The organism is Mesorhizobium sp. 43Arga (assembly GCF_053714255.1).
The window spans coordinates 147968-174049 of sequence record NZ_JBSKBO010000002.1 but is presented as its reverse complement, the minus strand read 5'-3'; the positions used below and the strand labels follow the sequence as shown (position 1 = coordinate 174049).

Here is a 26082-nt window from a genome sequence, read left to right as displayed (position 1 = left end):
GTCAGGCGCCGCGCATCAGGCAGCCGGCGGCGAGCACGATGTAGGCAATGAGAACGATCCATACCGATGCAAGCGGGATAAACGCGAGAACGCCAAGCGCGGCGAGAATGCCGATGATGGCGATGACCAGGGAAATGATGAAAACGATCTGGGTAGGCGCGCTGAGATTCATGTGTGGCTCCTCCAACATGATTCGAACAGCGCCATAGTAACAGGCGCGTGATCACACACCAATCAGGACACGCAGCGGGTTGGCCGGGTCGGCCAACAGCTTCACCGCCAGCGCGACGCAGACGATCACCAGCAGCGGCTTGATCAGCCTGGCGCCTATGCGCATGGCGAGGCTCGCGCCGACGCGGGCGCCGAGGAACTGGGCAACGCCCATCATCAGGCCGATCTTCCAGGAGATGACGCCGACTGCGGCAAAGACGATGAAGCCGCCGATGTTGGAGGCGAAGTTGAGCAGCTTGGTGTGCGCCGTCGCCTTGAGCACGCCGTAGCCGGCAAGGGCGACGAAGGCCAGCATATAGAAGGAGCCGGCGCCGGGGCCGAACAGGCCGTCATAGAAGCCTATCGCGGGCACCAGGGTCAGCCCGAACAGGGAGGGTGACAGGCGCTCGGCCCGGTCGACATCGTTCATGTTGGGCTTGAGCGCGAAATAAAGCGCGATGGCGATCAGCACCAGCGGCAGCAGGGCGCGCAGGAGATTGCCTGGAACGAGGGTGGCCAGCAAGGCGCCAACGACACCGCCTGCCGCCGCCAGCAGCGCCGACGGCAATTGACGGCGCAGGTCGACATGGCCCTTGGAAGCATAGTGCATGGTCGCCGAGCCGGAGCCGAACATGCCTTGCAGCTTGTTGGTGCCAAGCGCCTCGACCGGCGAGAAACCGGCAAGCAAAAGCGCCGGAATGGTGATCAGTCCACCGCCGCCGGCAATCGAATCGACAAAGCCCGCCGCAAAGGCGGCGAAGGCGAGCATGACGATAGTCTGGGTGGTGAGATCGATCATCTGATGTGCGGAGACGTCCGGTCGGCGGGATAACGGCGTTCGACCACGACAGCCCTGTTTGCGCAAGGCCGATTCCGCGCTACCTCTATCCAAGCGCAATGCGCTTGGATTTGGTTAACCCGGAAAGAGACCCCGATGGCATTCGCATTGCTGGACCAGATACGCTCCATCTTCGACGGCGACCCGGGCGTGCGCAAGGTCGCCGACGATCCTGTCCTGTCGGCGGAACTGCTCATGCTTTTCCGCATGATCCTGGCCGACGGGACGGTCAGCGAGAGCGAGATGGTTGCCTTCCGGCGCATCTGCAAGGACGCCTTCGGCATCCAGGAAACCAGCATCGACGCCGTCATCGAATATCTCAACGAGTTCGGCTACGAGACCAATGGCTCGCAAGCGATCGCGCTGTTTCGCGATCTCGACGTCGAACGCCGCAAGCAACTGGCCCAGCACATGGCCGAGATCGCCAAGGCCGATTCGCAACTGGCCGAGAGCGAGGTGCGCCTGCTGCGCCGCACTCTGGACCTGCTCGATATCAGCCCGGTCGACGTGGTGAAGCCGGAAGAATAGGTTCTTTCCCCACTCATCCTTGCTTTTGCATCCGCCGAGCAATTGCCCGGTGCAGATCCGGGGCCGCGGAGACCAGCGCCCTGGCGGCCTCGGAATGCGGATGATCGAGCACCTCGTTCGTCTTGCCGCGCTCGACGATCCTGCCATCGTGCATGACCAACACCTCGTCCGTGATGGCCCGCGCAACGGTCAGGTCGTGGGTGATGAAGAGATAGGCGATGCCGAGTTTTTGGTTGAGCTCGGCGAACAGATCGAGGATTTGCGCGCGGATCGAGACATCGAGCGCCGAAACCGGCTCGTCGGCGACAACAAGTTTCGGGCGGGTGATGATGGCGCGGGCGATCGACAGGCGCTGGCGCTGGCCGCCCGAAAATTCGTGCGGGTATTTGTCCATGTCGCGCTGATCGAGGCCGACCTCGTGCAGCGCATGCGCCACCATTTCGCGGCGCTCGCCGCGCGTCGGTTTTTTCTCCAGCACGTGCAGCGGCTCGGCGACCAGTTTTTCGACCTTCTGGCGCGGATCGAAGGAGCCGTAAGGATCCTGGAAGACAACCTGCATGTCGCGCCTGGCGGGTTTCAACTCAGCCTCGCTCTTGCCGGTGATGGTCTCGCCGCGAAACCGGATCGTGCCCGAACTCGGCTTGTCGAGCGCCAGGATCATGCGCGCGAGTGTTGACTTGCCACAGCCGGAGCGGCCGACCAACGCCACCGACTGGCCCGGCTGCATCGACAGCGAGACATCGTCGACGGCGCGGATGGGCGCTGCCCGTTTGAACAGGGAGGTGCGGCGGCCGGGATAATCGCGAGTCACGCCTTCAACCTGGATCAGGGGCTTGCCCTGACTCGTATCGTGCGGCCTGGGGCGCGCCGGCACATGCATCGAGGCCTGCGCCAGCTGGCGCGTGTAGGGGTGGAGCTGTTCGGCCAGCGTGCGGGCGGTGTCGCCGGCCTCCATCACCTCGCCGCGTCGCAGGATGGTGATGCGGTCGGCCATCTCGGTCACCACGGCGAGGTCGTGCGAGATCAGGAGCAGGCCCATGCGGCTCTCGGCGACGAGGTCGCGCAGGAGGTCGAGGATCTGCGCCTGCAGCACCACGTCGAGCGCCGTGGTAGGCTCATCGGCGATCAACAGCTTCGGCTTCAGCGCGCAGGCGATGGCGATGACGACGCGCTGGCGCTGGCCGCCCGACAGTTCGTGCGGATAGCGCGACAGCGGGAATTTTGCCGAGGGCAGGCCAACGCGGTCGAGCATTTTTCGCGCCCGCTCTTCAGCGGCAGCGCGTGTGGCCTTGGTGTGCCAGCGTATGCCTTCAGCGACCTGTTCGCCGATGGTCTTCACGGGGTTAAGTGCCGTCATTGGCTCCTGGAACACCATGCCGATGTCATCACCGCGCAGCGCGCACATCTGGTCTTCGGTTGCGCCGAGGATGTCGATGCCGTCGAACGAGACGCGCCCGCTGGCGCGCGCGGCATGCGGCAAAAGCCGCATCACGGTCAGCGCGGTCATCGACTTGCCTGAGCCGGATTCGCCGACCAGCCCCATGACTTCGCCTGATGCCACGGAGAGTTCCATGTCCTTCAGGATTTGCGTGTCGCCGATGGTCAGCGACAGGTTCTCGATCTCCAGCAGGCTCATCGCTGCCGCCGCGATTTGGGGTCGAGAATGTCGGCGATGCCGTCGCCCAGGAGGTTCAAACCGAGCACGGTGATGACGATCGCCATGCCGGGAAAGATCGCCATCCACGGCGCCGCCACCATGCGAGTCTGCGCGTCGAACAGCATGCGGCCCCAGCTCGGCATTGGCGGCTGCGCGCCGAGGCCGAGATAGGAAAGTCCGGCCTCGGCCAGGATGCCCAGCGCGAACTGGATCGTGCCTTGCACCAGCAGCAACGTGACGATGTTGGGCAGCACATGCTCGATCGATATCTGGGTGCTGCTTTTTCCCGCGGCGCGCGCGGCCAGGATGAATTCGCGCGGCCAGATCGCCAGCGCCCCGGCGCGGGCGACGCGGGCAAAGACCGGGATGTTGAAGATGCCGATGGCGATGATGGCGTTGACCGCGCCTGGCCCGAATATGGCTGTTATCATGATGGCCGACAGCAGCGCCGGGAAAGCAAACACGAGATCGTTGATACGCATCAGCGCCTCGTCGACGAGGCCGCCGCGCGCGGCGGCAAAAGCGCCGAGCGGCACGCCGATGCCCATGCCTATGCCGACCGCGACCAGCGCCACGGCGATCGAATTGCGAGCACCGACCATGATCATCGACAGGATGTCGCGGCCGAAATGGTCGGTGCCGAACCAGTGTGCCAGCGAGGGGCCTCGCGTCTTGTCGGCTATGACCAGCTTCGTCACATCGAAGGGCGTCCAGACATAGGACACGAGAGCCATCGCCAGGATCAGCACGGTGATGACGAAGCCGGTGACAAAAGCCGTGTTCCTGAATGCCTTGGCCAGGATGCCGCTGAGCGTCTCTTCAGGGATGTCGATGTGCAGGGTCATTGCCGGCTTCTCAGGCGGGGATCGACGACCGCGTACGAAAGGTCGACCAGGAGGTTGACTGCAATGACCGCGCCGACCAGCAGCATGACGACACTTTCGACGACGATCAGATCGCGTTGGGTGATCGCCTGGAACACCAGCCGGCCGAGGCCGGGGAGATAAAAAACATTCTCGATGATGATGGTGCCGGCGAGCAGGAAGGCGAATTGCAGGCCAATAATAGTCAGGACCGGGATCATGGCGTTGCGCAGCGCATGCCGCCACAGCACGGCGCGGTAGGGCAGGCCCTTGGCGCGGGCGGTGCGGATATAGTCCTCGTTCAGCACCTCGATCAGTGCGGAGCGGGTGACGCGCGCCAGGATCGCCGCCTGCGGCAAAGCAAGGGCAATCGCCGGAAGCAGCAGCGATTTCAGCGCCGGCCAAATGCCGGCGCCCCAGCCGGGAAAGCCGCCGGCCGGAACCAGCCGCAACCAGACGGCGAAGACATAGATCAGCATCAGCGCGAACCAGAAATTGGGCACGGCCACGCCAAGCTGGGCCGCGCCCATGGAAATCGTGTCGCCGGCGCGGCCGCGCCGGCTGGCGGAAAACAGGCCGATCGGAATGGCTATGATCGTGGAGAGTGCTAGCGCGATCAGCGCCAGCGGCAGCGACACGGCAAGCCGTTCACGCACGAGATCGATGACCGGCACCGAATAAGTATAGGAGCGGCCGAAATCGAGGCTGAGCAGGCCGCCGGCCCAGTGCAAGTAGCGCAAGAGAAGGGGAGCGTTCAGGCCTATCTGGTTACGCAAGAGTTCGACCTGGTCGGCGCTGGCGTTCATGCCCAGCATCAGCCGCGCCGGGTCGCCCGGCAGGATTTCCAGCACGGCGAACACCACGATGGAGGCCAGCACCAGTGTGGCAAGCGAGATGGCGAGGCGCTTGAGGAGGTAGGCGGTCATAGGAGGTGCGGGACGGATGCGTAGTCTAAGGCGAACAACCGGTGACGGTAGCGTTCTACGGCGCCCCCCTCTGTCCTGCCGGACATCTCCCCCTCAAGGGGGGAGATCGCTCTCTCACCCCGGCTTTCGCCAAACGCAAATGTTGCATGCTCGGTTGCGGCCCCGAAACTGCCAATCTCCCCCCTTGAGGGGGAGATGCCCGGCAGGGCAGAGGGGGGTGAGCACAAGCGTTGCCTGTTGGCCAACAGCCTCACTCGCTCCACTTCACCTTGGTCAGGTCGTTGGCAGGGATCGGTGCGCTTTCCCACAAGCCTTGCAGCTTGGCGTCCCAAACCCCGACCTTGGGCAGTTCGTAAAGGAAGCCGACCACGGCATCGTCGGCCAGGATTTTTTGCGCCTGGGCATACAGTTCCTTGCGCTTGGCCTCGTCGGACGTCAGTTCCAGATCGGCGATGACCTTTTTGAAGGCCGGGTTGTCGTAATTGAAATAGTAGTCCTTGCGCGCGTAGATATCGATGTCGTTCGGCTCGGTATGGGAGACGATGGTCACGTCGTAGTCCTTCTTGGTGAACACCTGGTCCAGCCACTGCGCCCACTCGACGGGAACGATCTCGAGATTGATGCCGACATCGCGGAGCTGAGAGGCGATGATCTCGCCGCCGAGCCGCGCATAGGACGGCGGCGGCAGCTTCAGCGTGGCCTTGAAGCCGTTCTCCAGCCCCGCCTCCTTCAGCAGCTCCTTGGCCTTGGCCACGTCGTGAGGATAGCGGCCGGTTAGGTCGACATAATATTTGTTAGCCGGCGACATATGCGAGCCGATCGGCAGGCCGAGCCCGGCCGAGGCGCCGTCGATGATCGCCTTGCGGTCGAGCGCATAGGAAATCGCCTGCCTTACCTGCAATTTGTCGAAGGGCGGCTTCTTGTTGTTGATCGACAGAATGGTCTCGCCTTCGGTTGCGCCGACCACCACCTTGAAGCGCGGATCATCCTTGACCTGGGAGACGCTGTCGGGATCGAAGAAGGGGAAGGCTTGGATATCGCCCGAAAGCAGCGCCGGCACTGCGGCCGCTGCATCGGGAACGACGCGGAACTCGACCTTTTCGAGGAAGACAGGGGCGCCCCAGTAGTGATCCGATTTGAGCAGGGTGATCGATGAGCCCTTGGCCCATCTGTCGAACTTGAAGGGGCCGGTGCCAACAGGCTTTTCCTTGTTGGTGTCGGCGGATTTCGGCGACACGATCACCGCGTCGCCCCAGCCCATATTGTAGAGGAACGAGCCCTGCGGGTGGGTCAGCGCCACCTTCACGGTGGCGGCGTCGACCACATCGACCTTGTCGATGGCGGCAAAGAGCTGCTTTTGCGCGTTGATCGACTTTTCCGCGCGGGCACGATCGAGCGAGAACTTCACGTCGTCAGCGCTGAAATCGGTGCCGTCGTGGAATTTCACGCCGGTGTGCAGCTTGAAAGTGTAGATCTTGCCGTCATCGGAAATGGTCCAGCTTTCGGCGAGATCCGGCAGCACCTCGCCATTGGGGCCGATTCGGGTCAAGCCCTCGAACACATTGGCGTAGGTGACCTCTCTGATTGCCGCGGCCGCCCCCGCCGTCGGATCGAGATGCGGGGGTTCAAGCGGAATGCCGATGACGAGATCGGTCCGGGCGGCAAACGCCGAAGTGGCGGTTGCGACCGCCAGCACGGCAGCGGCCAGAAGGGTCTTCCACATTTTCATCGCTGAACTCCCCATGTGCTCAAATGCTCAAGCCGGGGGATAGAAGCGTGATTTTGCGCGGGAGTAAATTGCGTTTCGTGCTGTCGCGCCGCGCCAGGAGAAATGTTTTTGCGCCGCGGGCCGGTCATCCGGTCGTGCCGCGCAGCAGAACGTTGAGGCCGATTGCCATCACCTTGGCCGATTCCACCATGTCCTCTATGCCGACCCATTCGTCCGGCCGGTGTGCGAGGTCGAGAATGCCGGGCCCATAGGCGATGCAGTCATAGATATGGCCGATGCGGGCAATGTGCTTCTGGTCGTAGGTGCCGGGCGAAATGACGTAGTCCGGCTCGCGGTCGAAGATCGCATGAATGCCTTGCGCCACCGCCTTGACCACCGGCGCGTCGCGCTCGGTCATCAGCGGCAGCACTTCCATCAGGTCGCGGATTTGGTAATCGAATTTTATGCGCTCGCGCTTCAGCCGTTCCAGAATGCCAATCACTTCGCCTTTGACCGTGTCGAGGTCTTCCTCGAGCAGGAAGCGGCGGTCGATGGTCAGCCGGCAGGAATCGGGCACGTTGGGCGAGGGCAGGCCTGGCCGGAAATCCTCGGTCTGGCCGCCATGAATGGAATTGATGTTCATGGTCGAGCGCCTGGCGCCTTCGGGGACGACGGGCATGCGTGTCATCTTGCGGTCGAGCGCCGGGAACAGTTCGTCTTCGAAAGCTTGCAGCACGGCGCCCATATGGCGCACCGCATTGTCGCCGAGAAACGGCATCGAGCCATGCGCGATCTCGCCCTTGGTCTCGATCTCGGCCCACCAGACGCCGCGATGGCCAAGGCAGATGCGGTCCTTGTTCAACGGCTCGGGAATGATGACGTGGTCGACCCTGGGTTGCGAGAAATAGCCGAGCCTGGCCAGATGGGCGACACCGCCAAAGCCGCCGGACTCCTCGTCGACCGTGCCGGATATCTCGATGGCGCCGGGAAAGTCGGGATAGATGTCCATGAAGGCTTCGGCGGCGATGATCGACGCGGCCAGGCCGCCCTTCATGTCGCAGGCGCCACGTCCATAGACCCTGCCGTCCCTGACGACGCCGGCAAAGGGATCGACGGTCCAGCCGTCGCCGGCCTCGACCACGTCGATATGCGAGTTGAAGTGGACGCAGGCGCCGGCTGACCGGCCGTCGAAACGGGCCACGACATTGACGCGCGGGTAGCGATCGGTGTCGCCGGGCGTGCCTTCGGCGCGGATGAATTCGGTTTCAAAGCCGCGCTTCCTCAGCCGCGCGCCGACGAATTCCGCACATGGCCGGTAGGCCTCGCCAGGCGGATTGATGGTCGGGAAACGGATCAGGTCGGCGGTCAGTGCGACGACATCGTCGCGCCTGTCATCGATTGCTTGAAGGAGTCGCTCGTTCATCAGGGGAGTTGAGCAACGAACGACGCTGGATTGCAAGCCCGCCGGCAATCAAGCCGGTGCGGCGTGTCGTTGCGGCAACTATCGCGGGAAATCGTTCAAATTCGCTGCTTTGGATTGGCGAATTGATCAAGGAGTGTGTGTTACTTCTTCACTGCCATTAAAAAGGTGAAAAACAACGTGATGGCGAGCAGGCAAGGGGCAATCAAAGGGGTTTGATCGCATGAGGAAGTTCTTTCTCGTAGCAGCGGCGATGTTGGCAACCGCGCTGTTTGGTACGCCGTCCGCAAGTTACGCGGCGATGTTGGAAGCAAATATCGACGTGTCGTCGCAGACGATGACGGTGCGGTACGGATCGGAGATCTATCGCTGGGTCGTGTCGACTGCCCGTCCGGGTTACTTCACGCCGCGTGGGACCTATCGGCCGCAGCGGACCGCGCGGATGTGGTATTCGCGCAAATACGACATGTCGCCGATGCCTTATTCCGTGTTCTTCCATGGCGGCTACGCCATTCATGGAACGGGCGCCGTCAGGCAACTCGGCCGTCCGGCCTCGCATGGCTGCGTGCGGCTGCACACGGCCAATGCCGCGACGTTCTATGCGATGGTGCGGGAAGTGGGCTTCGGCAACACGCGCATTGTCGTAACGAACTAGCAGGACGCGCGAATTCTCATTGCCGGGCCGGAGCCCGGCGCGAGACTTTCTATTGACGGCAACAACAATCGGCCAAGGTTTTACCTGTTCCGAGATGGATGGCTATTGCCGAGAGGTAAGGGGTGTGCTTTCCATGCCGATGTCTGGCTGAGGACAATCGGCAGTATCGGGCAGTTTGAACCATTAGGGGTAGCTTAAATATTGCCGGCTGATCAATCGTTCGCCGGGAAACCTGCCATTGCGTGCCGCTTGCTGGAATTGACAGATGCATCCCCAGTCACAGATGGACGATCGTCTTCCCAGTCGGCTCGCCGGGGTGCTCATTCTTGGCGGGGCGCACGGGACACTGGCGCTGGCCAGGAGCTTCGGCGCTCAGAAAGTGCCTGTCTGGCTGGTGAGCAACGACACCCCGTTGCCCAGCTTTTCGCGATATGCCCAGCGGACGATGACGTGGCCCGGCCCTGATGACGGCGGTGCCGTCGCCTTTCTGCTCGATCTGGCGGAGGTTCACGGGCTTGGCGGTTTTCTGCTGATTGCCGGCGGCGACCCCGAAGTTCGCTTCGTATCGCAATCGATCGACCAACTGTCCGCCGCATACGACGTGGTGCTGCCACCTTGGGAGCAACTGAAATGGGTCTGTGAAAAGCCGCTGCTCTATCGCCGGGCGGGCGAACTGGGGCTTGCCGTCCCGCTGACCTATGAGATCAGCTCGCTCGAGCAGGCAGAGACAGCCGAACTTCGCTTTCCCGTGATCCTGAAGCCCAATATGGGCGGGCGCAGCCGTTTCGCGCGTGCCAAGGCCGTTCTCGCCAATGACAAGGCAGCGTTTTTGACAGCCTTTACCTGGGCTGCCGAGGAGATCGGCAGTGACAATGTCGTGGTTCAGGAAATGATACCTGGGGGAGGCGAGAGCCAGTTCTCCTACGCGGCACTCTGGGATGAGGGCGCGCCGGTGGCGGAATTCACGGCCCGCCGCACGCGGCAATATCCGGTCGATTTCGGCTACACCAGCACCTTTGTGGAGGTGGTCGACGAACCGCAATTGATCGACGCCGCGCGCCGGCTGCTTGGATCGATCGCGCATCGCGGACTGGTCGAGGTCGAATTCAAGCGCGATGCGCGCGACGGCTCGATGAAGGTTCTCGACGTCAATCCACGGCCCTGGACGTGGTTTGGGCTGGGCGCTGCCGCCGGCCTCGATCTCGGCGCCGCGCTTTGGGCGATCAAATCGGGCCAGACGGTAAAGACAGCGTCAGCGCGGCCTAACACGTCCTGGATGTATCTGGTTCGCGACATGGTGGCGGCCGGCAGACTGATCTCGAGCGGCCGGTTGGCAAAACGCGCCTATTTCAGCTCATTCACAGAAGTACGGGCATGGGCGACGTTCCAGGCAAAGGATCCGATACCGGGTCTGATCGATGTGCCGTTGACGGCCTGGAGAGTGCTGACGCGACGGATATTTCGGTTCTTGTGAGCAGGGCAATGGCTGGGAAGCCGCTCTTTGCGCAATCTTAACCGGGAAATGTTTAGGACGGCGGCGTGACGGAGTGAGTTCCACGGCTGCAGAAACAGACAGGCGAGACCGCTGACATGACCGTTTTCACGCCCAGGACTGACTGCGAGGTGGCCGTGATCGGCGCCGGTCCTTTCGGGCTGGCCGTCGCTTCAGCGCTCAAGGGAGCGGGCGTCGATGCACTCACTCTTGGCGGCGCGATGTCCTTCTGGCGCGACCATATGCCGAGAGGCATGAGGCTGCGCTCGCCCTGGCACGCGACCTATATCGGCCACACCAAAGGTCCGCTTTCGCTCGATTCCTATGCCAAGGTCCTCGGAATCTCGCCCCGCGAACCGCTGCTGCTCGAAAACTTCGTCGACTATGGATTGTGGATTCAACGCCAGGCGGTTCCGGATCTGGACACGCGCAAGGTGGACCGCGTCGAGAGGGCGAATGGCGGATTTCGTCTGGCGCTGGCCGATGGCAACGCCGTCAAAGCGCGCCGTGTCATCGTTGCCACCGGCCTGATGAACCAGCAACTGATCCCTGCCGTGTTCGATGGAATTCCCCGCGAACTGGTCAGCCATGCCAGTGAACATACTGGTTATGAGGCCTTCCGCGGCAAGCGCGTCGCCGTCATCGGGCGTGGGCAAAGCGCCTGCGAATCCGCCGTTCTGCTCAAACGCAACGGGGCCGAAGTCGAACTCGTCTGCCATGGCGATATCCATTGGCTGGGCTATCGAGCGCTGTCGGGAAAGCAGAGCTGGAGCTTGCGCGACTTCCTGTCGGAGCGGCTCGCATCGCCGTCCAGGGTCGGTCCGTTCCCGATTTCCTGGCTGGTCGAAGTTCCAGGCGTCGTGCACCGGTTTCCGGAGCCAGCCCGGGCCGGCCTCAACAGACGCAGTCTCGGCGCTGGTGCGACGGGCTGGCTGAAGCCGGATTTCGACGGGATAGAGATCAGGGCCGGCAGCAGGATCATCAGTGCGTCCGCCAAGGACAATGGCATTGAACTGCGGTTCGAGAAGGGCGCCGCCACCTTCGATCACGTCCTGCTCGGCACGGGTTACCGGATCGATGTCGCCAGGCTCGGTCTGTTCGCACCCGACATGCTTGCCGCGATCGCCCGCCGGGAAGGGTTGCCCCTGCTCTCCGCCGGGTTCGAATCCAGCATTCCCGGCCTGCATTTCGTCGGCGCGAGCGCGGTCGGCAGCTTTGGCCCGCTGATGCGGTTCACCGCCGGCACGCCGTTTGCCGCGCGCACCGTCACGCGATTCGTTCAGAAGACCAGAGACAGACGTTACGCTGCTGCCTGAACCTGGAAGACCGCATAGTCGATGGTGCGGACCGCATCGAGGAAGCTCGGCATGGCCGGCACGGACAATTCCCGGAAAATACCGGTTTCGCGGATGGCTGGCCTTGCCCAGTCGATCGCGCGATGGCTCGAGCTGCCATAGACGATGAAGCAATCCCGCGGTTGGCGTTCGAGCGACGACACGAGATTCTTCAGGACAATATCGAAGACGTCTTTCGAGAAGGGATTGTAGAAATAGACCACCAGGGGCACTTCGGGGAAAACATACGTCGCCGCATCAGCCTCCACGACGCTGAGCGCCCGGCATTTCTGCGATGGGGCGCTGAAACGCTCGATGTTGCTCCGGGCGATGTCCACCAATTCGCGTGCGAACTCCACGCCGATGATCTTGGCGAACGGATATTGCGAGGCCAGCAGCAGGGTTCGCGATTTTCCAGAGCCGATGTCGATGAACGTATGATTCTGGAGATCACGGGGCAGCGACTTCATGATGAAGTCGAAGGTTCTGGGCGACGTGCAGACGGCTTCATTGCCCATGGCGCGGTGCGGGCCGACGACATTGAGGGCGCCGAGCTGGATCGAACCGGCCGTATCGACGCCGTGCCGGCGATCCCATGTCCGGGCGAGACGGTCGGCGAACATATGCCTGATGTTACGCTGGACAAAGCCAAGGCTTGCGCCGAGCCCATGCTGATGGACAAGCCTGAGCGGCTCGAGCAAGCCATTCTGACGAATATGGGACCATGCCCGGCCAAAACGGCCGAAGGAACGATCTTCGAGCCCATCCCGATCCAGGCGCGGCATTTCGATATTCGTCATGCCACGGGCTCCACCTCAGTCGATGAACATCTCGTGGGGTATGTGCGCCCTGGTCGTTTAAGATTCCCTGACCAGTAACGTTACGAATGTCTGGATCGCAGGCCCATCAGTACCGAAAGTGGCTGGCGCCAGACACTTCAGAGGTGGTCAGCTGTTCGCGGCCGGCGCCTTTGCCTGAGGCTGCCTTTTACGCCGCGAGTTGCTGATCTCCCACCTTTTGTGGAACCACATCCACTGGCCGGGATCCTCGCGCACCCAGCGCTCGACCACGTCGTTCAGCATCTGGGTGGTGGCGTGGACGTCGACGCTGCCATCAGCGGTTCGCGGCAAGACCAGTCGGTCCTCAATCTCGAGGCGGAAGCGGTTGCCTGGCAATCTGATGCAACGCGCCGGGTAGACGTCGCAATCATAGTGACGGGCAAGCGTGCCCAGCACCCGGTTGCTCTGGCAGGGGCGGCCAAAGAAGGTCGTGTCCAGGCCGTTGGAGAATTTCTGGTCGACAAGGACGCCGATATTGCCGCCGTTTTCCAGCACTCCGGCCAATGCGAAGGAGGCGCCGGCCATGGATGGCAGCAGCGCCCCCATGGTCGAGCGCCGCGTCGAAAGGATGTAGTCGGCAAGGTAGGGGTTGTTGGGCGGACGAAACAGCGCCGTGATGTTCATGCCGAAGGTGGCCGCCGCCACTGGAAGCAGCTCGAAATTGCCGAGATGGCCGGTGAAGACGATGTGCGGCTGTTTTTCGGCGGCGATCTCGACGAAATGCTCAATGCCCTTGACCTCGACGCGGCCGGGCTTGCTGGCGGCCGGGTCATAGTCGAACAGGGCGTCGAGGAAGATGTATTCGGCGGCAAGGCGGGCCATGTTGCCCCACATATCGGAGGCGATGGCCTGGATTTCGTCCTCGCTCTTTTCCGGATAGGCCTTGCGCAGATTGTCGATGGCGACCTGGTGGCGTCCGACCCTGGGGCCAATGAAGCGCGCGACGCGGTCGGCGAAATTCAGCGCGCTGTCGACCGGCAGCAGGCGCAGCACCGAAATGATGATCATCGCCGCACGCGCAACCAGCCAGTAGTTCAGCTGCCGCAGTTGCCTGCCATGGCGAAACCTGAGATCGCGGCGAAACTTCTTGAGCACCGAAGTCAACGCCTCAGGCGACGCGCAGGATGATCTTGCCGAAGACGTCGCGGCCTTCCATGCGCTTCAGCGCGGCGTCGATGTCGTCGAAGCCGACCTCAGTGTCGATGACCGGTGCGACCTGTCCTGCCGCCATTTTCTGCATGGCGTTGGCCATGTTCTCCATGCGACAGCCGAAGGAGCCGAGCAGCTTCAATTGCTGCTGGAACAGCTGCATCAGGTTGATCTGCGTCGACACGCCTGATGTCGAGCCGCAGGTCACAAGGCGGCCGCCGCGCTTCAGGCACAGCATCGAGCCGGCAAAAGTGTCGGCGCCGACATGTTCGAAGACGACATCGACGCCCTTCTTCTTGGTCAGCTTGCGCACCACGCCTTCGAAGCGGTCTTCGCGGTAGTTGATGACATGGTCGGCGCCCAGCGCCTTGGCCTTGTCGATCTTGTCGTTCGAGCCGACCGTGGTGATGATGGTGCAGCCCATCCGCTTGGCCAGCTGGATCGCTGCCGAACCAATGCCGGAGCCGCCGGCATGGACGAGGATGGTTTCTCCGGGCTGCAGTCTCGCATTGTCGAACAGCATGTGCTCGACCGTGCCGAAGGTGACGGGAGCCACCGCGGCGCCGATGTCGCTCACGCCGGGCGGGGCGGGGACCAGCAGGCGCGCCGGCAGGTTGATCTTCTCCTGCGCGAAGCCGTCGAGATGGAAGCCGTGAACGCCGGAAACATGTTCGCAGAGATTGTCGCGGCCTTCGCGGCAGGCACGGCAAAGGCCGCAAGTGCGCGCACCGTAGATCGACACCAATTGTCCGGGCAGCAGGCTGGACACGCCGGGGCCGACCGCCTCGACCTCGCCGGAGGCTTCGGCGCCGACGACCAGCGGCAGCTTGCGCTTGGCGAAGGCCATGCCGCGCCAGCCCCAGACGTCGATGTGGTTCAGCGCCACAGCCTTGATGCGTAGCGTGACTTCGCCGAGTGCGGGTGGCGGGGGAGGCGGCAGGTCCACCGTTTCAAGACGGCGATCCTCGATAAGTTGCAGTGCGCGCATAGGGCCTGTCGGTTCTGTTCTAAAGCGCGTCGCGCTTTAGTTCTTGGTTTTATGCATGTCGTTGCTGCAAAACCCAGGTCACTTTTGCTCGACATGCATCGGCGGAAAGGGCTCGCTTAGACCGGTTCCCGCGCCATGACAAGGCAAGTGTTCTGCCCGCCGAAGCCGAAGGAGTTCGACAGAACGCTGCGGACCTCGGCGCTGCGCTTCTTGTTGGGCACCACGTCGAGCACGATCGCCGGGTCGGGATTGTCGTAGTTGATGGTCGGCGGAATGACGCTTTCGCGCATCGTCATCAGCGAGAACGCCGCCTCGACGGCGCCCGCCGCAGACAGTGTATGGCCGATCATCGACTTGTTCGACGAGACCGGCATCGAGCCGATGCGCTCGCCGAACACGGTCGACAGCGACAGATGCTCCATTTTGTCGTTTTCCGGCGTCGAGGTGCCATGGGCATTGACATAGTCGATCTCGTCCTTGCTCAGGCCCGCATCGGCAAGGGCGGCGCGAACCGCCGCGATCGCCGGCGAACCGTCGGGCTTGGAGCGGGTGCGGTGGAAATCATCGGCCTTTTCGCCGCAGCCGCGCAGAATGCCAAGAACGGTGGCGCCACGGGCCAGGGCTGCCTCCAGCGATTCCAGCACCAGCGCGCCCGAACCTTCGGCCAGGACAAAACCGTCGCGGTCCTTGGAAAACGGTTTTGACGCCTTTTCGGGAATGTCGTTGTGGGTCGACAGCGCCGACAGCAGCGAGAAGCGGATCAGCGCCTCGGCGGTGGCCGAGCCGTCGGCGCCGATCGACAGCGCCCGGTCGCATTCGCCGCGGCGGATCGCCTCGACGCCGAGCTGGATGGCGGTGGCGCCGGAGGCGCAGGCGGTCGACAGCGTGATCGGCAGGCCGCGCGTGCCGAACCGGTCGGCGAGCCGGTCCGCGATCGAGCCGAATTGGGTGGTCTCGAAAATGTCGAGTTCCTTCAGCGCGCGGGCCACGCGAAGCAACCGTTCGGCGCCAGCATCCTGCTTGTCCGAATTGTAGAGCGAGAAGCGTTCGTGCCAGTCGAGTTCGACAGGCGGCGAGGCGAGGAAGAGAGGTCCACCGAAATCGCTGGAATCGAGGCCGGATTCGGCCACGGCTTCATGCGCGGCGGTTTCGGCCAGCTCGTAGGTGAGGGGGCTGGCGCCCTTCGAGCTTGAGTCCAGGAAGTCGACCATGCCGGAAATGCGGGTGTTGAGATGATCGACCGGAAAGCGGGTGATCGGGTGGATGCCCGACTTGCCCGAGGTCAGCGCCGCCCAATTGTCAGCCTTGCCGACGCCAAGCGAAGTCACCACGCCGATGCCGGTGACGGCGACGATGGGCCTGCCCATGTGATCTCTGAAATTGGTCATCGGGAAGCCCTCGAGCGGTTCATCTCTGCAACATGGCGGGCGCCGCCTTACGCCGACTTGACCAGCGCCATGCCCTCGAATTGGTGATAGCCGATCGCCGTTGCAAGGACGCTTGCGGGAATGCCTTCGAAGGGCTTCTCGGTTGCAGCGTCAAAGACGGGGTAGGCGGCCTTGCGGTCGACGGCGAGTGCGGCCAGCGCCACGGCGAACGGAAACTGCGCTTCCTTCATGTGCCCGGTGAGCGTCGAGAAGCCGCGTGCGGCAATTGCCTCGACGGCATCGAGCGCTGTTTTCTCGGCTGATGTTGCCGCATGCGCGCCCGAGGCGCCCGAAAGCGCCAGCAGCTTGCCGTTCGGCAGTGCCGCCTGGCTCAGCAAGCCGGCGATTTCGGCGTCGAGTTCTCCACGCGACCGCCTGGCCCGGCCGGAGACGACCGGTCCTAGCTCGGCATAGATTTTGCGCCCACGGCTTTCCGCGTGTTCACGTTGTTCCAGCACCAGGAAGGCGCCGCCGGAGCCGGAGACCACGCCGCCACCCTCGGCACCCTGCCTTTGCCAGACAGGCTTCCACGGGCCGCGATGCAGATAGCCGGCGAGTTCGTAGCCGAGCAGCATGTCGGAATGTTCGGTCTGGAAGGCGCCACCGACCAGGACATGTGTCGATTGGCCCGAGCGGATCCGCGCCGCGGCCGTCTCGACGGCGGAAACACCGGCCCCTTCCTCGCCCATGAAGGTGCGCGAGGAGCCCGTGACCTTGTGGACGATGGAGATGTTGCCGGCGAGCAGGTTGGAAAGCTGCGCCAGGAACAAGGTCGGCCGCAGTTCCGTGGTCAGCTTCTCGTTGAGCAGCACGTCGCGGTCGTTGCGGCTTTCCGAGGCGGCGAGAATGGCGGCATCGACCGCCTCGTCGCGCTCGCCGCCGCCGGCGGCCACCACCATGTCCATGGTCGTGCAAAGCTCGTCATTGCCCTTGATGCCGGCATCGTCCAGCGCAAGGCCGGCGGCATAGGTGCCGAGCCGTTGCCATGTCTCCATCTGCCGCTGGTCGCCGCGCTTGGCGATCTGCAGGTTCCAGTCGATCTCCGGCAGCGGATGAACGGTATAGGGCGCGAAGCGCGCGGCTTCGAGCACCGGCTGCAGGCCCGGTTGCGCGAGCTTTTGCCAGTGGGCGTCAGGGCCTTCTCCCAGCGAGGAGACAAGGCCGATACCAGTGATGACGACGTCGCGGGGGCTACTCATGAGCGGCTTTGTGGGTCAGGCGGCAAAGCGCGTCAAGGTCGCGCGCTCAACTGACGTCAGGCGATCTTGGCGGCGACGAGTGCGTCGATCTTGGCGCACAGGTTCTTCATGACGAAGTAGTCGTCGGTCGAAGCCTTGCCGTCATTGACTTCCTGGGTCCACTTTTCCAGGGGCACCTTGATTCCGAATTCCTTGTCGATGGCAAAGACGATGTCGAGGAAATCGAGGCTGTCGATGCCGAGATCGTCGATCGTGTGGCTCTCTGGCGTGATGGTGTCGATATCGATCTCGCTGGTGTCGGCAATGATCTTGGCGACTTTGTCGAACGTGGTGGACAAGGGCTTTTCCTTCTTTGCGGGCGGAATCTGTCCGCATCCTGTTTGGGCGCTGTCTAATCGGTTTTTCCCGGCAGGAAAAGGCCTGATAGTCCGGGCGCAGATGGGAAGCGTGCCCAAGAAACGCAAGAAGGGCCGCCGGTCAACCCGGCGGCCCTTCCCATTACGTCAGGTTAGTCTTTGTTTCGATGCATGTCGTCTTCCCAAAACCGGGAACCGCTTGGGCGACATGCATCAGCTGTCACGGAGCTTGACCAGGTCGTTCAGCAGTCCGCCCGTTCCGTTGTGGACGGTCAGCCGCTCGACCTTGCCGGCGATGGTTTCCAGAGCCTCGAGCTCCTTCAGCCGCAGCATCACCGGGTTCTCCGCCATCACCCTGGCCGTGTTGAGCAGGGAACGCGTGGCGTTCGTCTCCTCGCGGCGGCGGATGACGTTGGCCTCGGCCTGCTTTTCGGCCGAAACCACCTGGTTGAGGATCTCGCGCATCTCGCCCGGCAGGATCACATCCTTGAGAGCGATATCGCTGACCTCGACGCCGATCTCGGCCATGTCGGCACGGACCTTGCTTGCGGCTTCCTCGTCGACCGTCACCTTCTTTTCAAGGATCTGGTCGAGCGTCAGCGCGCCCAGCGTCTTGCGGAAGGCGTATTGCAGGGCGCGATAAAGGGCTTCGGAGAAGTCCTTCACGGCGCTCACCGCCTTGACCGGGTCGACGACCCGGTATTCGGCTGCGATGTTGACGCGGATCGTCACGCGATCCTTGGTCAGCACTTCCTGCCCGGCGACGTCGAGCGACTGGCGCTTGAGGTCGACGACCTTCATCTGCACCATGCGTCCGACGTTCCAGAAGCCATGCACGCCCGCCGTCAATGTCCGGACCAGGACGCCGTCGACGAACAGCAGGCCGGCCTGGCCGTCGACGACCGGATGGACCGACATCAACTCCGCCTTCCGGGCCTGGCCGAGCCGGCGCATGACTGCTGGCTCGATGGCGAGATCCGCCGAGGTGTCGACCGATGTCACCGTCCACGGGCCGGCATCGGTCCACAGAACCAGCTTGCGGTCCGGCGCCAGAACGGCATGCAGATTTCCGTCACGCTCGATGATGGCGACGTCCGTGCGCCCGGTGCGAACGACCGTGAAATGACGCGCGGCCACATCCGGGAGCTTGTCGAACAAGGCCTTCTCGTATGCCGAAACGAATTCCGGGTTCTTCAGATCGTGCCGGGACACTTCAAGGCTTCCGCGCCGGTTGGCGAGCCAGTGCTCGCCCGGCATCAGGACGGCCTTGATCTCACCCTTGTGGAGGGTGAGGGCACGTTCATTTTCCCTTACGAGGACGCGCTCGCGTCCAAGAACCTTATCGAGAACAGTCATTGTCTTACTCCTGTCGGGCATGGCCCCATGCGAGGCGTCAACTCATGCGTCGATCTTCCCTTCGTTTCTCGTTTCACATCGTCTTCCGGGCACGAATGATCCGGGGACCGGTGGCATCGATCCGTGGCGGGCCTTCGGGAGCGGATCGCGGGGCAGCGAAGCGGGCTCGGCAAGCCTTGGCCTGCCCTGCCGGCGACACTGCGCCTTGACCATCACCGCGGGCCTGGCCCCGAGCCGATGGCGTCGGACCTTTCGATACGGCCCGCGCCCGAAGGCTTGTGCCGTCCGTCAGGTCTTCAGCATTCCAGTCCCCGGACCGTTTTCAGATAACACCACCCAAAGGTGTCGGCTTATCAGGCCGTTGGAGAAGGAATCGAACCTTCGACAGTCAGATTAACAATCTGATGCTCTGACCAAACTGAGCTATCCGTGGTGCAGACAGCAGGATTCGAACCTGCGACCTCCGGATCCAAATCCGGCGCTCTCCCAGACTGAGCTACATCCGCGATCCCAATCCCCAAAGCGGCGCCGTATACAGGGCGGCAATGCCGCCTGCACGGGCGGAGACGAAAGCTCCAACCGCTGTGCTCACTTCGGTTCTCGTGACCGGGAGCGCGGCTATAGAGCCTGCGACGGGTTGTCGCAAGCGGCATTGTCGCGGCGAATTCGTGGCGTCTTTCGGGAGTGGCATTTTGGCAACACCGCGTCCAACGTAGGAGGCGCGGATAGCTTCGTTAGAAGGTGACGCGGCCGAGTACGCGCAGACCGTTGCCCTGCGGCTCGACGACCACGGCTTCGCCCTCGCGCGGCGAGATGCCGGTGAGTGCCACGATGTCTTCCAGATGGGTGACCATGACCAGATTGTCAGAGCCGGAATAGGCGCGGATTTCCTTCATGATGGCGGCGATCTGCGCTGCCTTCCGGGCGTCATCGCCCTTCAGCAAATCGAGCGGCGCGAACGGCTCCGGTTCGGCCTCGAAGGCGATGCGCGCCGTGTCGAGGCAGCGGCAATAACGGCTGGACAGCACGCGCTCGATCGGGGCAGCGCGGGCGGCAAATAAGGCGCCGATCTTGCTCGCCTGCTGCTTGCCGCGCGCCGACAGATTCATCTGGGTGGCGCAGCTGTCGATGTCGAAACCGGCGGGGTCGGAGGTGCCGGTGACCATGGCATGGCGCAGCAGCACGACATGGCCGCCATCGCGCAGCAGAGCCCAGCCGGCATCCGTGGCATGGGCCGCGACCGGAACGACGAGCAGCAACAGGGCCAGGGCAAATCGGATCATCGTAGTCCTTCCATGAGCCCGACATCGAGTTCCGGTCATTCGCATATAGGGATCGGAACGCCGGCACAAAGACAAGCGGGCGTCGCAGATGTCCCAGGCTCACTTTTTGGCGATCTGCTTCTTCACCAGATCGATCTTCTGGTCGGTAAGCGGGATGGGAATTGTGTAGCCGGCTTCGATAAAACCCTGCTTGGCATTCTCGAAGAACGCGATAGCCCTGAGATACTCGGCCTTGCCGCCGCCATAGCTGGCGCGGTTCCAGTGGATGTCGCCGAGATTGTTCTGCTCGAAGGCCCATTGCAGGGGCTGGCTTTCCCTGGTGAAGACCTTCAGCGTCGCCGTGAAAGCCGCCTCGGCCTCGTCGAGATATTTTCCGGTCCGTTCGACATTGCCGAGATTAAGCAGGCTCATGCCGATGCCGTTCTGGGCGTTGGCCCAGTCAACCGGCGCCGTCTCGATGGTCAGCACTTTGAGCGCCGCCCGCCGTGCGGCGATCGAATCCCGCAGGGTTTTGGGATCGGCATTGCTCATGCTCAGCCAGTGCAGCGTCGATCCGAGTCCGGCCTGGGCCAGCGCCCATTGCCGCGGGTTTGTCTCGCGCTTGTACTCGCGCAACGCATTGCGGTAGGCGTCGACCGCTTCGCTGTAGTGCTCGGGCTTGTCCGTCACGCCGCCGAGCAACTGCAGCGTGTTGCCGAGATTATAGTAGCTCATGGCCCAATCCTGCGGGAATTTTCGCCTGACATAGACCTGCCGGGCTGCCTGGAACGCTGCCACCGACTGTTCGAGCCTGGCCGCGTCGCGGGTCCGCTGGCCGAGCGTCTGGTAGATCGAGCCGAGATTGTTCTGCGCCGACGCCCAATCCATCGGGAAGCGCTGCCGGGTAAACACCGTCAACGCATCGTCATAGGCCCTGGCTGCCTCTTCGAGCGTGTCCGTGCCCATGTCGAAGCGGGCGACACCGCTCAGCGCGTTGCCGAGGTTGAGCCGGCTGGTCGCCCAGGAGACCGGGAAGGTCTCGCGGGTTCGCACCTTCAGCGCGGCGCGGAAGGCATCGGCCGCCTCGTTGATCTTGGCCTCGTCGTTGAGTTGGATGCCGAGCGTCACCAGCGTGTTGCCGAGATTGTTCTCGACCATCGCCCATTCCACGGGGGCATTCTCGCGCGTGTACTCTTCAAGCGCCAGCCGGTAGGCGGCTTCCGCGTCCTTCAGATGCTCGCCGGCGGGTTCCCGCTGGGAGAGCGCATAGAGCGCCAGGCCGAGATTGTTCTGCGAAGCGGCCCAGTCGAGCGGCAGCTTGTCGCGCGGGCGCTTTTCCAATGTGGCGCGCATCGCCGCCACCGCCTCATTGAGGCGCTTCGGATCGCTTTCGCGTTCGCCGATCTTCAAGAGGACATTGGCGAGGTTATTCTGCGCGGCCGCCCAGTTGCGGTCGTCCTTGTCGCGCTCGAAGACGACGAGCGAATCGCGGAAGATCTGCGCGGCTTCTTCCAAATGCGCGGTCTCGGTCTCGCGCTCGCCAATTGTCTGCAGCACCACCGCCATGTTGTTGCGGGTAATGGCCCAATCCCAGTTCTGCTCGCCATTGGGAATGAAGTTCAGGATGACGTGGTAGGCCTCGATCGCGTGCTGCAGCGCATCGAGATCGCCGGTGGCGGAACCGTGGGCGTTGAGTGCCTCGGCTTCCTGGTTCTTGTAGTTCCAGCGCAGCTTGTCGTCCCATTTCTCGACCAGCGAGAAGGCCTTGGCGTAGTCGTTGGCGGCGGATTTGTAGTCGAAGACCAGCGCGGCGGCGTCGGCGCGTTTGGCATAGATGGCGGCATCGGCGATGCGTTTCTGGCTGACCAGTTCCTCGGCCTCGTCAACGGCACCCCTGTTCTGCTCGACCCTGCCGACCGCGTCATCGAGGAATTTGCGCGCCGTCACCATGGCGCCCTGGCCGATGGCCTTGTCGGCGGACGCGACCAGGCGCTTGATCTCGGGATCGTCAGTGCGCAGTGCCGCGCGTTCCGACATCATCTTCTTCAGGCGCTCGGCCTGGGCGTCGAGCACTTTCTGCAGGTCGGTCGGATCCTCGGGGATCTTGTCCGTGCCCAGCGCCCTCAGCACGCCATAGAGCGCGTCGAGCGGCACACCGTCCTGCAGCGAGGCCAGTTCCACTTGCGCCCGCTTCGGATCGGGCAGGTCGGAGATGGTCAAGAGCAATTGCCGCCTTTCGCCGGTGATCAGCCCATCATCGCCGGTAGGCTCCGGCGGTGCGACGCCGAAATAGAGCAGCCGGCGCAGGCTTTCATTGACCCAGGGGCGCTGCTTGGCCTTGGTGTCGAGATAGACCTCCTCCGTCACCATGCGCATGACGGAGCCGAACTCCGTGCCTTTCATCGCCGCGAGATGGCGCAGCAGGGCGGCGGCATAGGGGCTGTTTTCGCCGGCCGCGCCGTCCAGCGCCGGGCGACCCGGTTCGGCGGCGAAGCCGACCACGGTGCCCAGGCTCGCATCTTGCGCTGGCGCATTGGCAAGCGCCTTGGCGCCCCGCACCGGTTCCAACCCTCCGGCGCCGATGGGCTCGGCGGAAGCGGTCGGCGCCCGGCGCACCACGGCGTCCGCCGGAAACGGATTGGTGCGGCAGGCATCGAGCAGCATGATCGTCACCGGCACCGTCTTCTTCAGCTCGTCCATGACGGCGGAAATCGGCATCAGTGCCTGGCCCGCATCCTTGAGCGATGAGACGTCGGCATCGACCGGAACCAGATAGTTCTCGCCGCCGGCCTCGATGCCGTGGCCGGAGTAATAGATGAAGGCGACATCGGCGCCCTCGGCATCCTCGACGAAGCGTTCGAGGTCGCGCTTCAGCTTGGCGGCATCGCGATCGGTGACGTTGCGGGCGTCGAAGCCGAGATCGGTCAGCATCTTGGCCATGTCGCGGGCGTCATTGGCCGGGTTGGGCAGGGCGGCGATGTGCTGGTAATTCGACTGGCCGATGATCAGCGCCACGCCCTTGAGGCTTTTCGTCCCGGCCAATGCAAACGCCGTCGCGGCAAGACAAAACAGCGCGGCGACGAAAGCCGTCAGCCACACACGCGCAAGAAGATTGCGTCCTGAGGTTTCGACAAAGGTCATTTGTCGTTCGTGCCCGCCCTGATACTCCAAACCCTCTATAACGCTGCCAGCCTACCATGATCAAATTCGGGCGCGATTGCGCCGCGCGCGTGGCTCGCCTATCCCTGAAGAAATGTCTCCGCTTACAGAAACCGTGCTTTTCGTCTTCAGCCTCGTGGCGCTCGGCTATCTCGCCGGGTTGACCGGCTATCTCAGACCGGCGAGCGGCGAGGGGATATCGGATTTCGCGGTCTCGGTGGCGATGCCGCTGCTTCTGTTCCAGACGATGGTGAAGGCCGATTTCCACGGCGTCGCGCCGTGGCCGTTGTGGGGAGCTTATTTCGCGGCGGCGGCAATCACCTGGGCCGCCGGCCATGTCGTCACCACGCGGATATTCGGGCGCGACGCCCGCGCCGGTGTCGTCGGCGGCGTGTCGTCTGCCTATTCCAATGTCGTGCTGCTCGGCGCTCCCTTCATTCTCGGCATATTCGGCCCGAGCGGCTTCGAAGTGCTGTCGCTGCTGGTCTCCGTGCACCTGCCGATCATGATGATGGCCTCGATCGTGCTGTTCGAGATGTTCGGCCGGGGCGGTGGCGAACATGTGCATCCGCTGCGGGTGCTGCGCAGCTTCGTGCGGCGGCTGTTCATTAATCCGCTGATCATCGGCATCCTGCTCGGCCTGGCGTGGCGGCTGAGCGGCGTGCCGCTGCCGAACCTCGTCATGCGGCTGGTCGATGCGCTGGCCAACACGGCAGGGCCGGTGGCGCTGTTTGCCATGGGGCTCAGCCTGCGCCGCTTCGGCATCTCCGGCAATGTCCGGCCGGCGCTGGCGCTTTCGGCGCTGAAACTGTTCCTGATGCCGGCGCTGGTCCTCGCCTTCGTCTGGCTGCTCGGCCTGCCGCCCCTGACCGCCAAGGTGGCGGTGGTGGTGGCGGCACTGCCGTCCGGCATCAACTCCTACCTGATCGCCGTGCAATTCAACACCGGCCAGGCGCTGGCGTCGAACCAGATGACCATCGCCACCGCCTGCGCCGCCGTCACCACGTCCTTCTGGCTGACGGTTGTCCTGCATGTCTTTGGCTAGGCCATGCGCAAATCGCGGCGAGGCGACAAAGCTTGCTCTCGTCCCCGGCTGGCCCAACCCCTATATGCCATCTTGCGATTGCTTGCGGGCCTTGCCCTAGGTAAAGAGCAGTGGCTCCGGCGTGCCGGCTTCAAATCATGGCGCACGCTCACCGAAGATTTCACAGACCGGCCCGTCAGTGCGCCGAACGGAGGATAGACCATGCTTCAGAAAACCAGCCATTTCATGCGGCAGGCCAATCTCATCAACGGCGAATGGGTGCAGGCCGACAGCGGCCAGACGGTCGACGTCAACAACCCCGCCACCGGCCTCAAGATCGGCACCGTGCCGAAGTCGGGCAAGGCCGAGACGCGCCGCGCCATCGAGGCCGCCGACGCCGCCTTCAAGACCTGGCGCAAGACGACCGCGCTCGAGCGCTCGAAGCTGCTGCGCAAGCTGCATGACGCGATGATGGACAATCAGGACGTGCTGGCCGAACTGCTCACCATCGAACAGGGCAAGTCGCTGTTCGAATCGAAGGGCGAGATCGGCTCGGCCGCGGCCTACATATTGTGGTTTGCCGAGGAAGGCCGCCGCACCTATGGCGACATTGTGCCATCGCCCTGGGGTGACCGCCGCATCCTGGTGACCAAGGAGCCGGTCGGCGTCATCGCCGCCATCACGCCGTGGAATTTCCCGTCCTCGATGCTGGCCCGCAAGCTCGGTCCCGCGCTCGCTGCCGGCTGCACCGCCGTGGTGAAGCCCGCCTCGCAGACACCTTACTCTGGCCTCGCCTGGGGCGCGCTCGCCGAGGAAGTTGGCTTCCCCAAGGGCGTCGTCAACATCCTGACCGGTTCGGCCAGTGAAATCGGCGACGAGATCTGCGCCAATCCGCTGGTGTCTAAGATCACCTTCACCGGCTCGACGGAAGTCGGCAAGCTGCTCATCCAGAAGTCGTCGGTCACCGTGAAGAAGGTGTCGATGGAACTCGGCGGCAACGCGCCGTTCATCGTCTTCGACGACGCCGATATCGACCGTGCTGTCGCCGGTGCCATCACCGCCAAGTACCGCAATTCCGGCCAGACCTGCGTCTGTACCAACCGCTTCCTCGTCCAGGCCGGCGTCTATGACAAGTTCGTCGAGAAGCTGGCGTCCGCCAGCAATGGGCTGAAGGTCGGTTCCGGCCTCGAGGAAGGCGTGCAACAGGGACCGCTGATCGACGAGAAGGCGGTCGAGAAGGTGGAAGAACTGATCGCAGACGCCACCTCGAAGGGCGGCAAGATCGTCGCCGGCGGCAAGCGTCATGCGCTGGGCGGCTCGTTCTTCCAGCCGACGGTGATCGCCGATGCGACGCCCAAGATGCGCTTCATGAAGGAAGAGATCTTTGGCCCGGTCGCGCCGGTGTTCAAGTTCGAGACCGAAGCGGAAGCCATCGCGCTCGCCAACGACACCGAATTCGGCCTTGCCTGCTATTTCTACACTGGCGATCTCGGCCGCGCCTTCCGTGTCATGGAAGGGCTGAAATACGGCATGGTCGGTGTCAATGAAGGCCTCATCACCACTCCGGAAGCGCCATTCGGCGGCGTCAAGGAATCGGGCCTCGGCAAGGAAGGCGGACATCAGGGCATCGAGGATTACCTCGATACCAAATATGTCTGCATCGGCGGCCTCGGCCTCTGATACCTTGTCCCC

22 protein-coding genes and 2 tRNA genes are annotated in these 26082 nt (G+C 63.3%); 6 read left to right on the top strand and 18 right to left on the bottom strand.

Annotated features, from left to right (window positions below):
* Window position 1 precedes the first annotated feature (1 nt).
* Both ACWGS8_RS07185 and ACWGS8_RS07180 read right to left on the bottom strand, forming a co-directional pair.
* Window positions 2-172, bottom strand: coding sequence for a hypothetical protein (locus tag ACWGS8_RS07185; protein WP_080511798.1), 171 nt, complete (start codon window positions 170-172; stop codon window positions 2-4).
* A 51-nt stretch (window positions 173-223) separates the two neighbouring features.
* Entirely contained in the window at window positions 224-1009 is a 786-nt protein-coding gene (locus tag ACWGS8_RS07180) for a TSUP family transporter (RefSeq protein WP_454580268.1), read from the bottom strand.
* Between the two features lie 135 nt (window positions 1010-1144).
* On the opposite strand from ACWGS8_RS07180, the gene ACWGS8_RS07175 reads away from it, so the two are divergent.
* Complete coding sequence (locus tag ACWGS8_RS07175; protein WP_027046940.1) at window positions 1145-1576, top strand: TerB family tellurite resistance protein; 432 nt, start codon at window positions 1145-1147, stop codon at window positions 1574-1576.
* A gap of 13 nt (window positions 1577-1589) precedes the next feature.
* Here ACWGS8_RS07175 and ACWGS8_RS07170 read toward each other — a convergent pair whose 3' ends face one another.
* From ACWGS8_RS07170 to ACWGS8_RS07150, 5 genes are all read right to left on the bottom strand, one after another.
* Window positions 1590-3212: an ABC transporter ATP-binding protein gene (locus ACWGS8_RS07170; protein ID WP_454580267.1), complete on the bottom strand. Its 1623-nt coding sequence runs from the start codon at window positions 3210-3212 to the stop codon at window positions 1590-1592.
* Window positions 3209-4078: an ABC transporter permease gene (locus ACWGS8_RS07165; protein WP_454580266.1), complete on the bottom strand. Its 870-nt coding sequence runs from the start codon at window positions 4076-4078 to the stop codon at window positions 3209-3211. The genes ACWGS8_RS07170 and ACWGS8_RS07165 overlap by 4 nt, the downstream gene beginning before the upstream one ends.
* Window positions 4075-5022, bottom strand: a complete 948-nt coding sequence (locus ACWGS8_RS07160) for an ABC transporter permease (protein WP_454580265.1) — start codon at window positions 5020-5022, stop codon at window positions 4075-4077. The genes ACWGS8_RS07165 and ACWGS8_RS07160 overlap by 4 nt, the downstream gene beginning before the upstream one ends.
* 250 nt (window positions 5023-5272) lie before the next feature.
* Window positions 5273-6751, bottom strand: coding sequence for an ABC transporter substrate-binding protein (locus ACWGS8_RS07155; RefSeq protein WP_454580264.1), 1479 nt, complete (start codon window positions 6749-6751; stop codon window positions 5273-5275).
* 124 nt (window positions 6752-6875) lie between these two features.
* Window positions 6876-8153: an acetylornithine deacetylase/succinyl-diaminopimelate desuccinylase family protein gene (locus ACWGS8_RS07150; protein ID WP_454580263.1), complete on the bottom strand. Its 1278-nt coding sequence runs from the start codon at window positions 8151-8153 to the stop codon at window positions 6876-6878.
* Window positions 8154-8373: 220 nt separating this feature from the next.
* Here ACWGS8_RS07150 and ACWGS8_RS07145 point away from each other — a divergent pair, with 220 nt between their 5' ends.
* The 3 genes from ACWGS8_RS07145 (at window position 8374) to ACWGS8_RS07135 (ending at window position 11613) form a co-directional block, all read left to right on the top strand.
* Window positions 8374-8805 (top strand): L,D-transpeptidase, encoded by a 432-nt coding sequence (locus ACWGS8_RS07145; RefSeq protein WP_454580262.1) that lies wholly within the window; start codon window positions 8374-8376, stop codon window positions 8803-8805.
* 265 nt (window positions 8806-9070) lie between these two features.
* A complete protein-coding gene (locus ACWGS8_RS07140) occupies window positions 9071-10279 on the top strand; it encodes a carboxylate--amine ligase (RefSeq protein ID WP_454580261.1) in 1209 nt (402 codons plus the stop codon).
* Window positions 10280-10395: 116 nt separating this feature from the next.
* Entirely contained in the window at window positions 10396-11613 is a 1218-nt protein-coding gene (locus ACWGS8_RS07135; RefSeq protein ID WP_454580260.1) for an NAD(P)-binding domain-containing protein, read from the top strand.
* On the opposite strand, the gene ACWGS8_RS07130 is transcribed toward ACWGS8_RS07135, so the two are convergent.
* From ACWGS8_RS07130 to ACWGS8_RS07080, 11 genes are all read right to left on the bottom strand, one after another.
* The gene (locus ACWGS8_RS07130; protein ID WP_454580259.1) at window positions 11598-12431 is read right to left on the bottom strand and encodes a class I SAM-dependent methyltransferase; all 834 of its coding nucleotides are present in this window, start codon (window positions 12429-12431) and stop codon (window positions 11598-11600) included. The genes ACWGS8_RS07135 and ACWGS8_RS07130 overlap by 16 nt on opposite strands.
* A gap of 147 nt (window positions 12432-12578) precedes the next feature.
* Entirely contained in the window at window positions 12579-13565 is a 987-nt protein-coding gene (locus tag ACWGS8_RS07125) for a lipid A biosynthesis lauroyl acyltransferase (protein WP_454580258.1), read from the bottom strand.
* A 13-nt stretch (window positions 13566-13578) separates the two neighbouring features.
* A complete protein-coding gene (locus ACWGS8_RS07120) occupies window positions 13579-14607 on the bottom strand; it encodes a zinc-binding dehydrogenase (RefSeq protein WP_019858646.1) in 1029 nt (342 codons plus the stop codon).
* Window positions 14608-14723: 116 nt separating this feature from the next.
* Complete coding sequence (locus ACWGS8_RS07115; RefSeq protein WP_454580257.1) at window positions 14724-15995, bottom strand: beta-ketoacyl-ACP synthase; 1272 nt, start codon at window positions 15993-15995, stop codon at window positions 14724-14726.
* Window positions 15996-16042: 47 nt separating this feature from the next.
* Window positions 16043-17233 (bottom strand): beta-ketoacyl-ACP synthase, encoded by a 1191-nt coding sequence (locus tag ACWGS8_RS07110; protein WP_454580256.1) that lies wholly within the window; start codon window positions 17231-17233, stop codon window positions 16043-16045.
* Window positions 17234-17289: 56 nt separating this feature from the next.
* Entirely contained in the window at window positions 17290-17571 is a 282-nt protein-coding gene (locus ACWGS8_RS07105; RefSeq protein WP_379024396.1) for an acyl carrier protein, read from the bottom strand.
* Between the two features lie 231 nt (window positions 17572-17802).
* Window positions 17803-18945, bottom strand: a complete 1143-nt coding sequence (locus tag ACWGS8_RS07100) for a slipin family protein (protein WP_454580255.1) — start codon at window positions 18943-18945, stop codon at window positions 17803-17805.
* Between the two features lie 361 nt (window positions 18946-19306).
* Window positions 19307-19374, bottom strand: a tRNA-Asn gene (locus tag ACWGS8_RS07095).
* Between the two features lies 1 nt (window position 19375).
* A tRNA-OTHER gene (locus tag ACWGS8_RS07090) sits at window positions 19376-19451 on the bottom strand.
* 228 nt (window positions 19452-19679) lie between these two features.
* A complete protein-coding gene (locus tag ACWGS8_RS07085; RefSeq protein WP_454580254.1) occupies window positions 19680-20228 on the bottom strand; it encodes a histidine phosphatase family protein in 549 nt (182 codons plus the stop codon).
* 99 nt (window positions 20229-20327) lie between these two features.
* Window positions 20328-23348: a caspase family protein gene (locus ACWGS8_RS07080; protein ID WP_454580253.1), complete on the bottom strand. Its 3021-nt coding sequence runs from the start codon at window positions 23346-23348 to the stop codon at window positions 20328-20330.
* Window positions 23349-23460: 112 nt separating this feature from the next.
* Here ACWGS8_RS07080 and ACWGS8_RS07075 point away from each other — a divergent pair, with 112 nt between their 5' ends.
* Both ACWGS8_RS07075 and ACWGS8_RS07070 read left to right on the top strand, forming a co-directional pair.
* Window positions 23461-24411 (top strand): AEC family transporter, encoded by a 951-nt coding sequence (locus tag ACWGS8_RS07075; RefSeq protein ID WP_454580252.1) that lies wholly within the window; start codon window positions 23461-23463, stop codon window positions 24409-24411.
* 201 nt (window positions 24412-24612) lie between these two features.
* A complete protein-coding gene (locus ACWGS8_RS07070; protein ID WP_454580251.1) occupies window positions 24613-26070 on the top strand; it encodes an NAD-dependent succinate-semialdehyde dehydrogenase in 1458 nt (485 codons plus the stop codon).
* Window positions 26071-26082 lie beyond the last annotated feature (12 nt).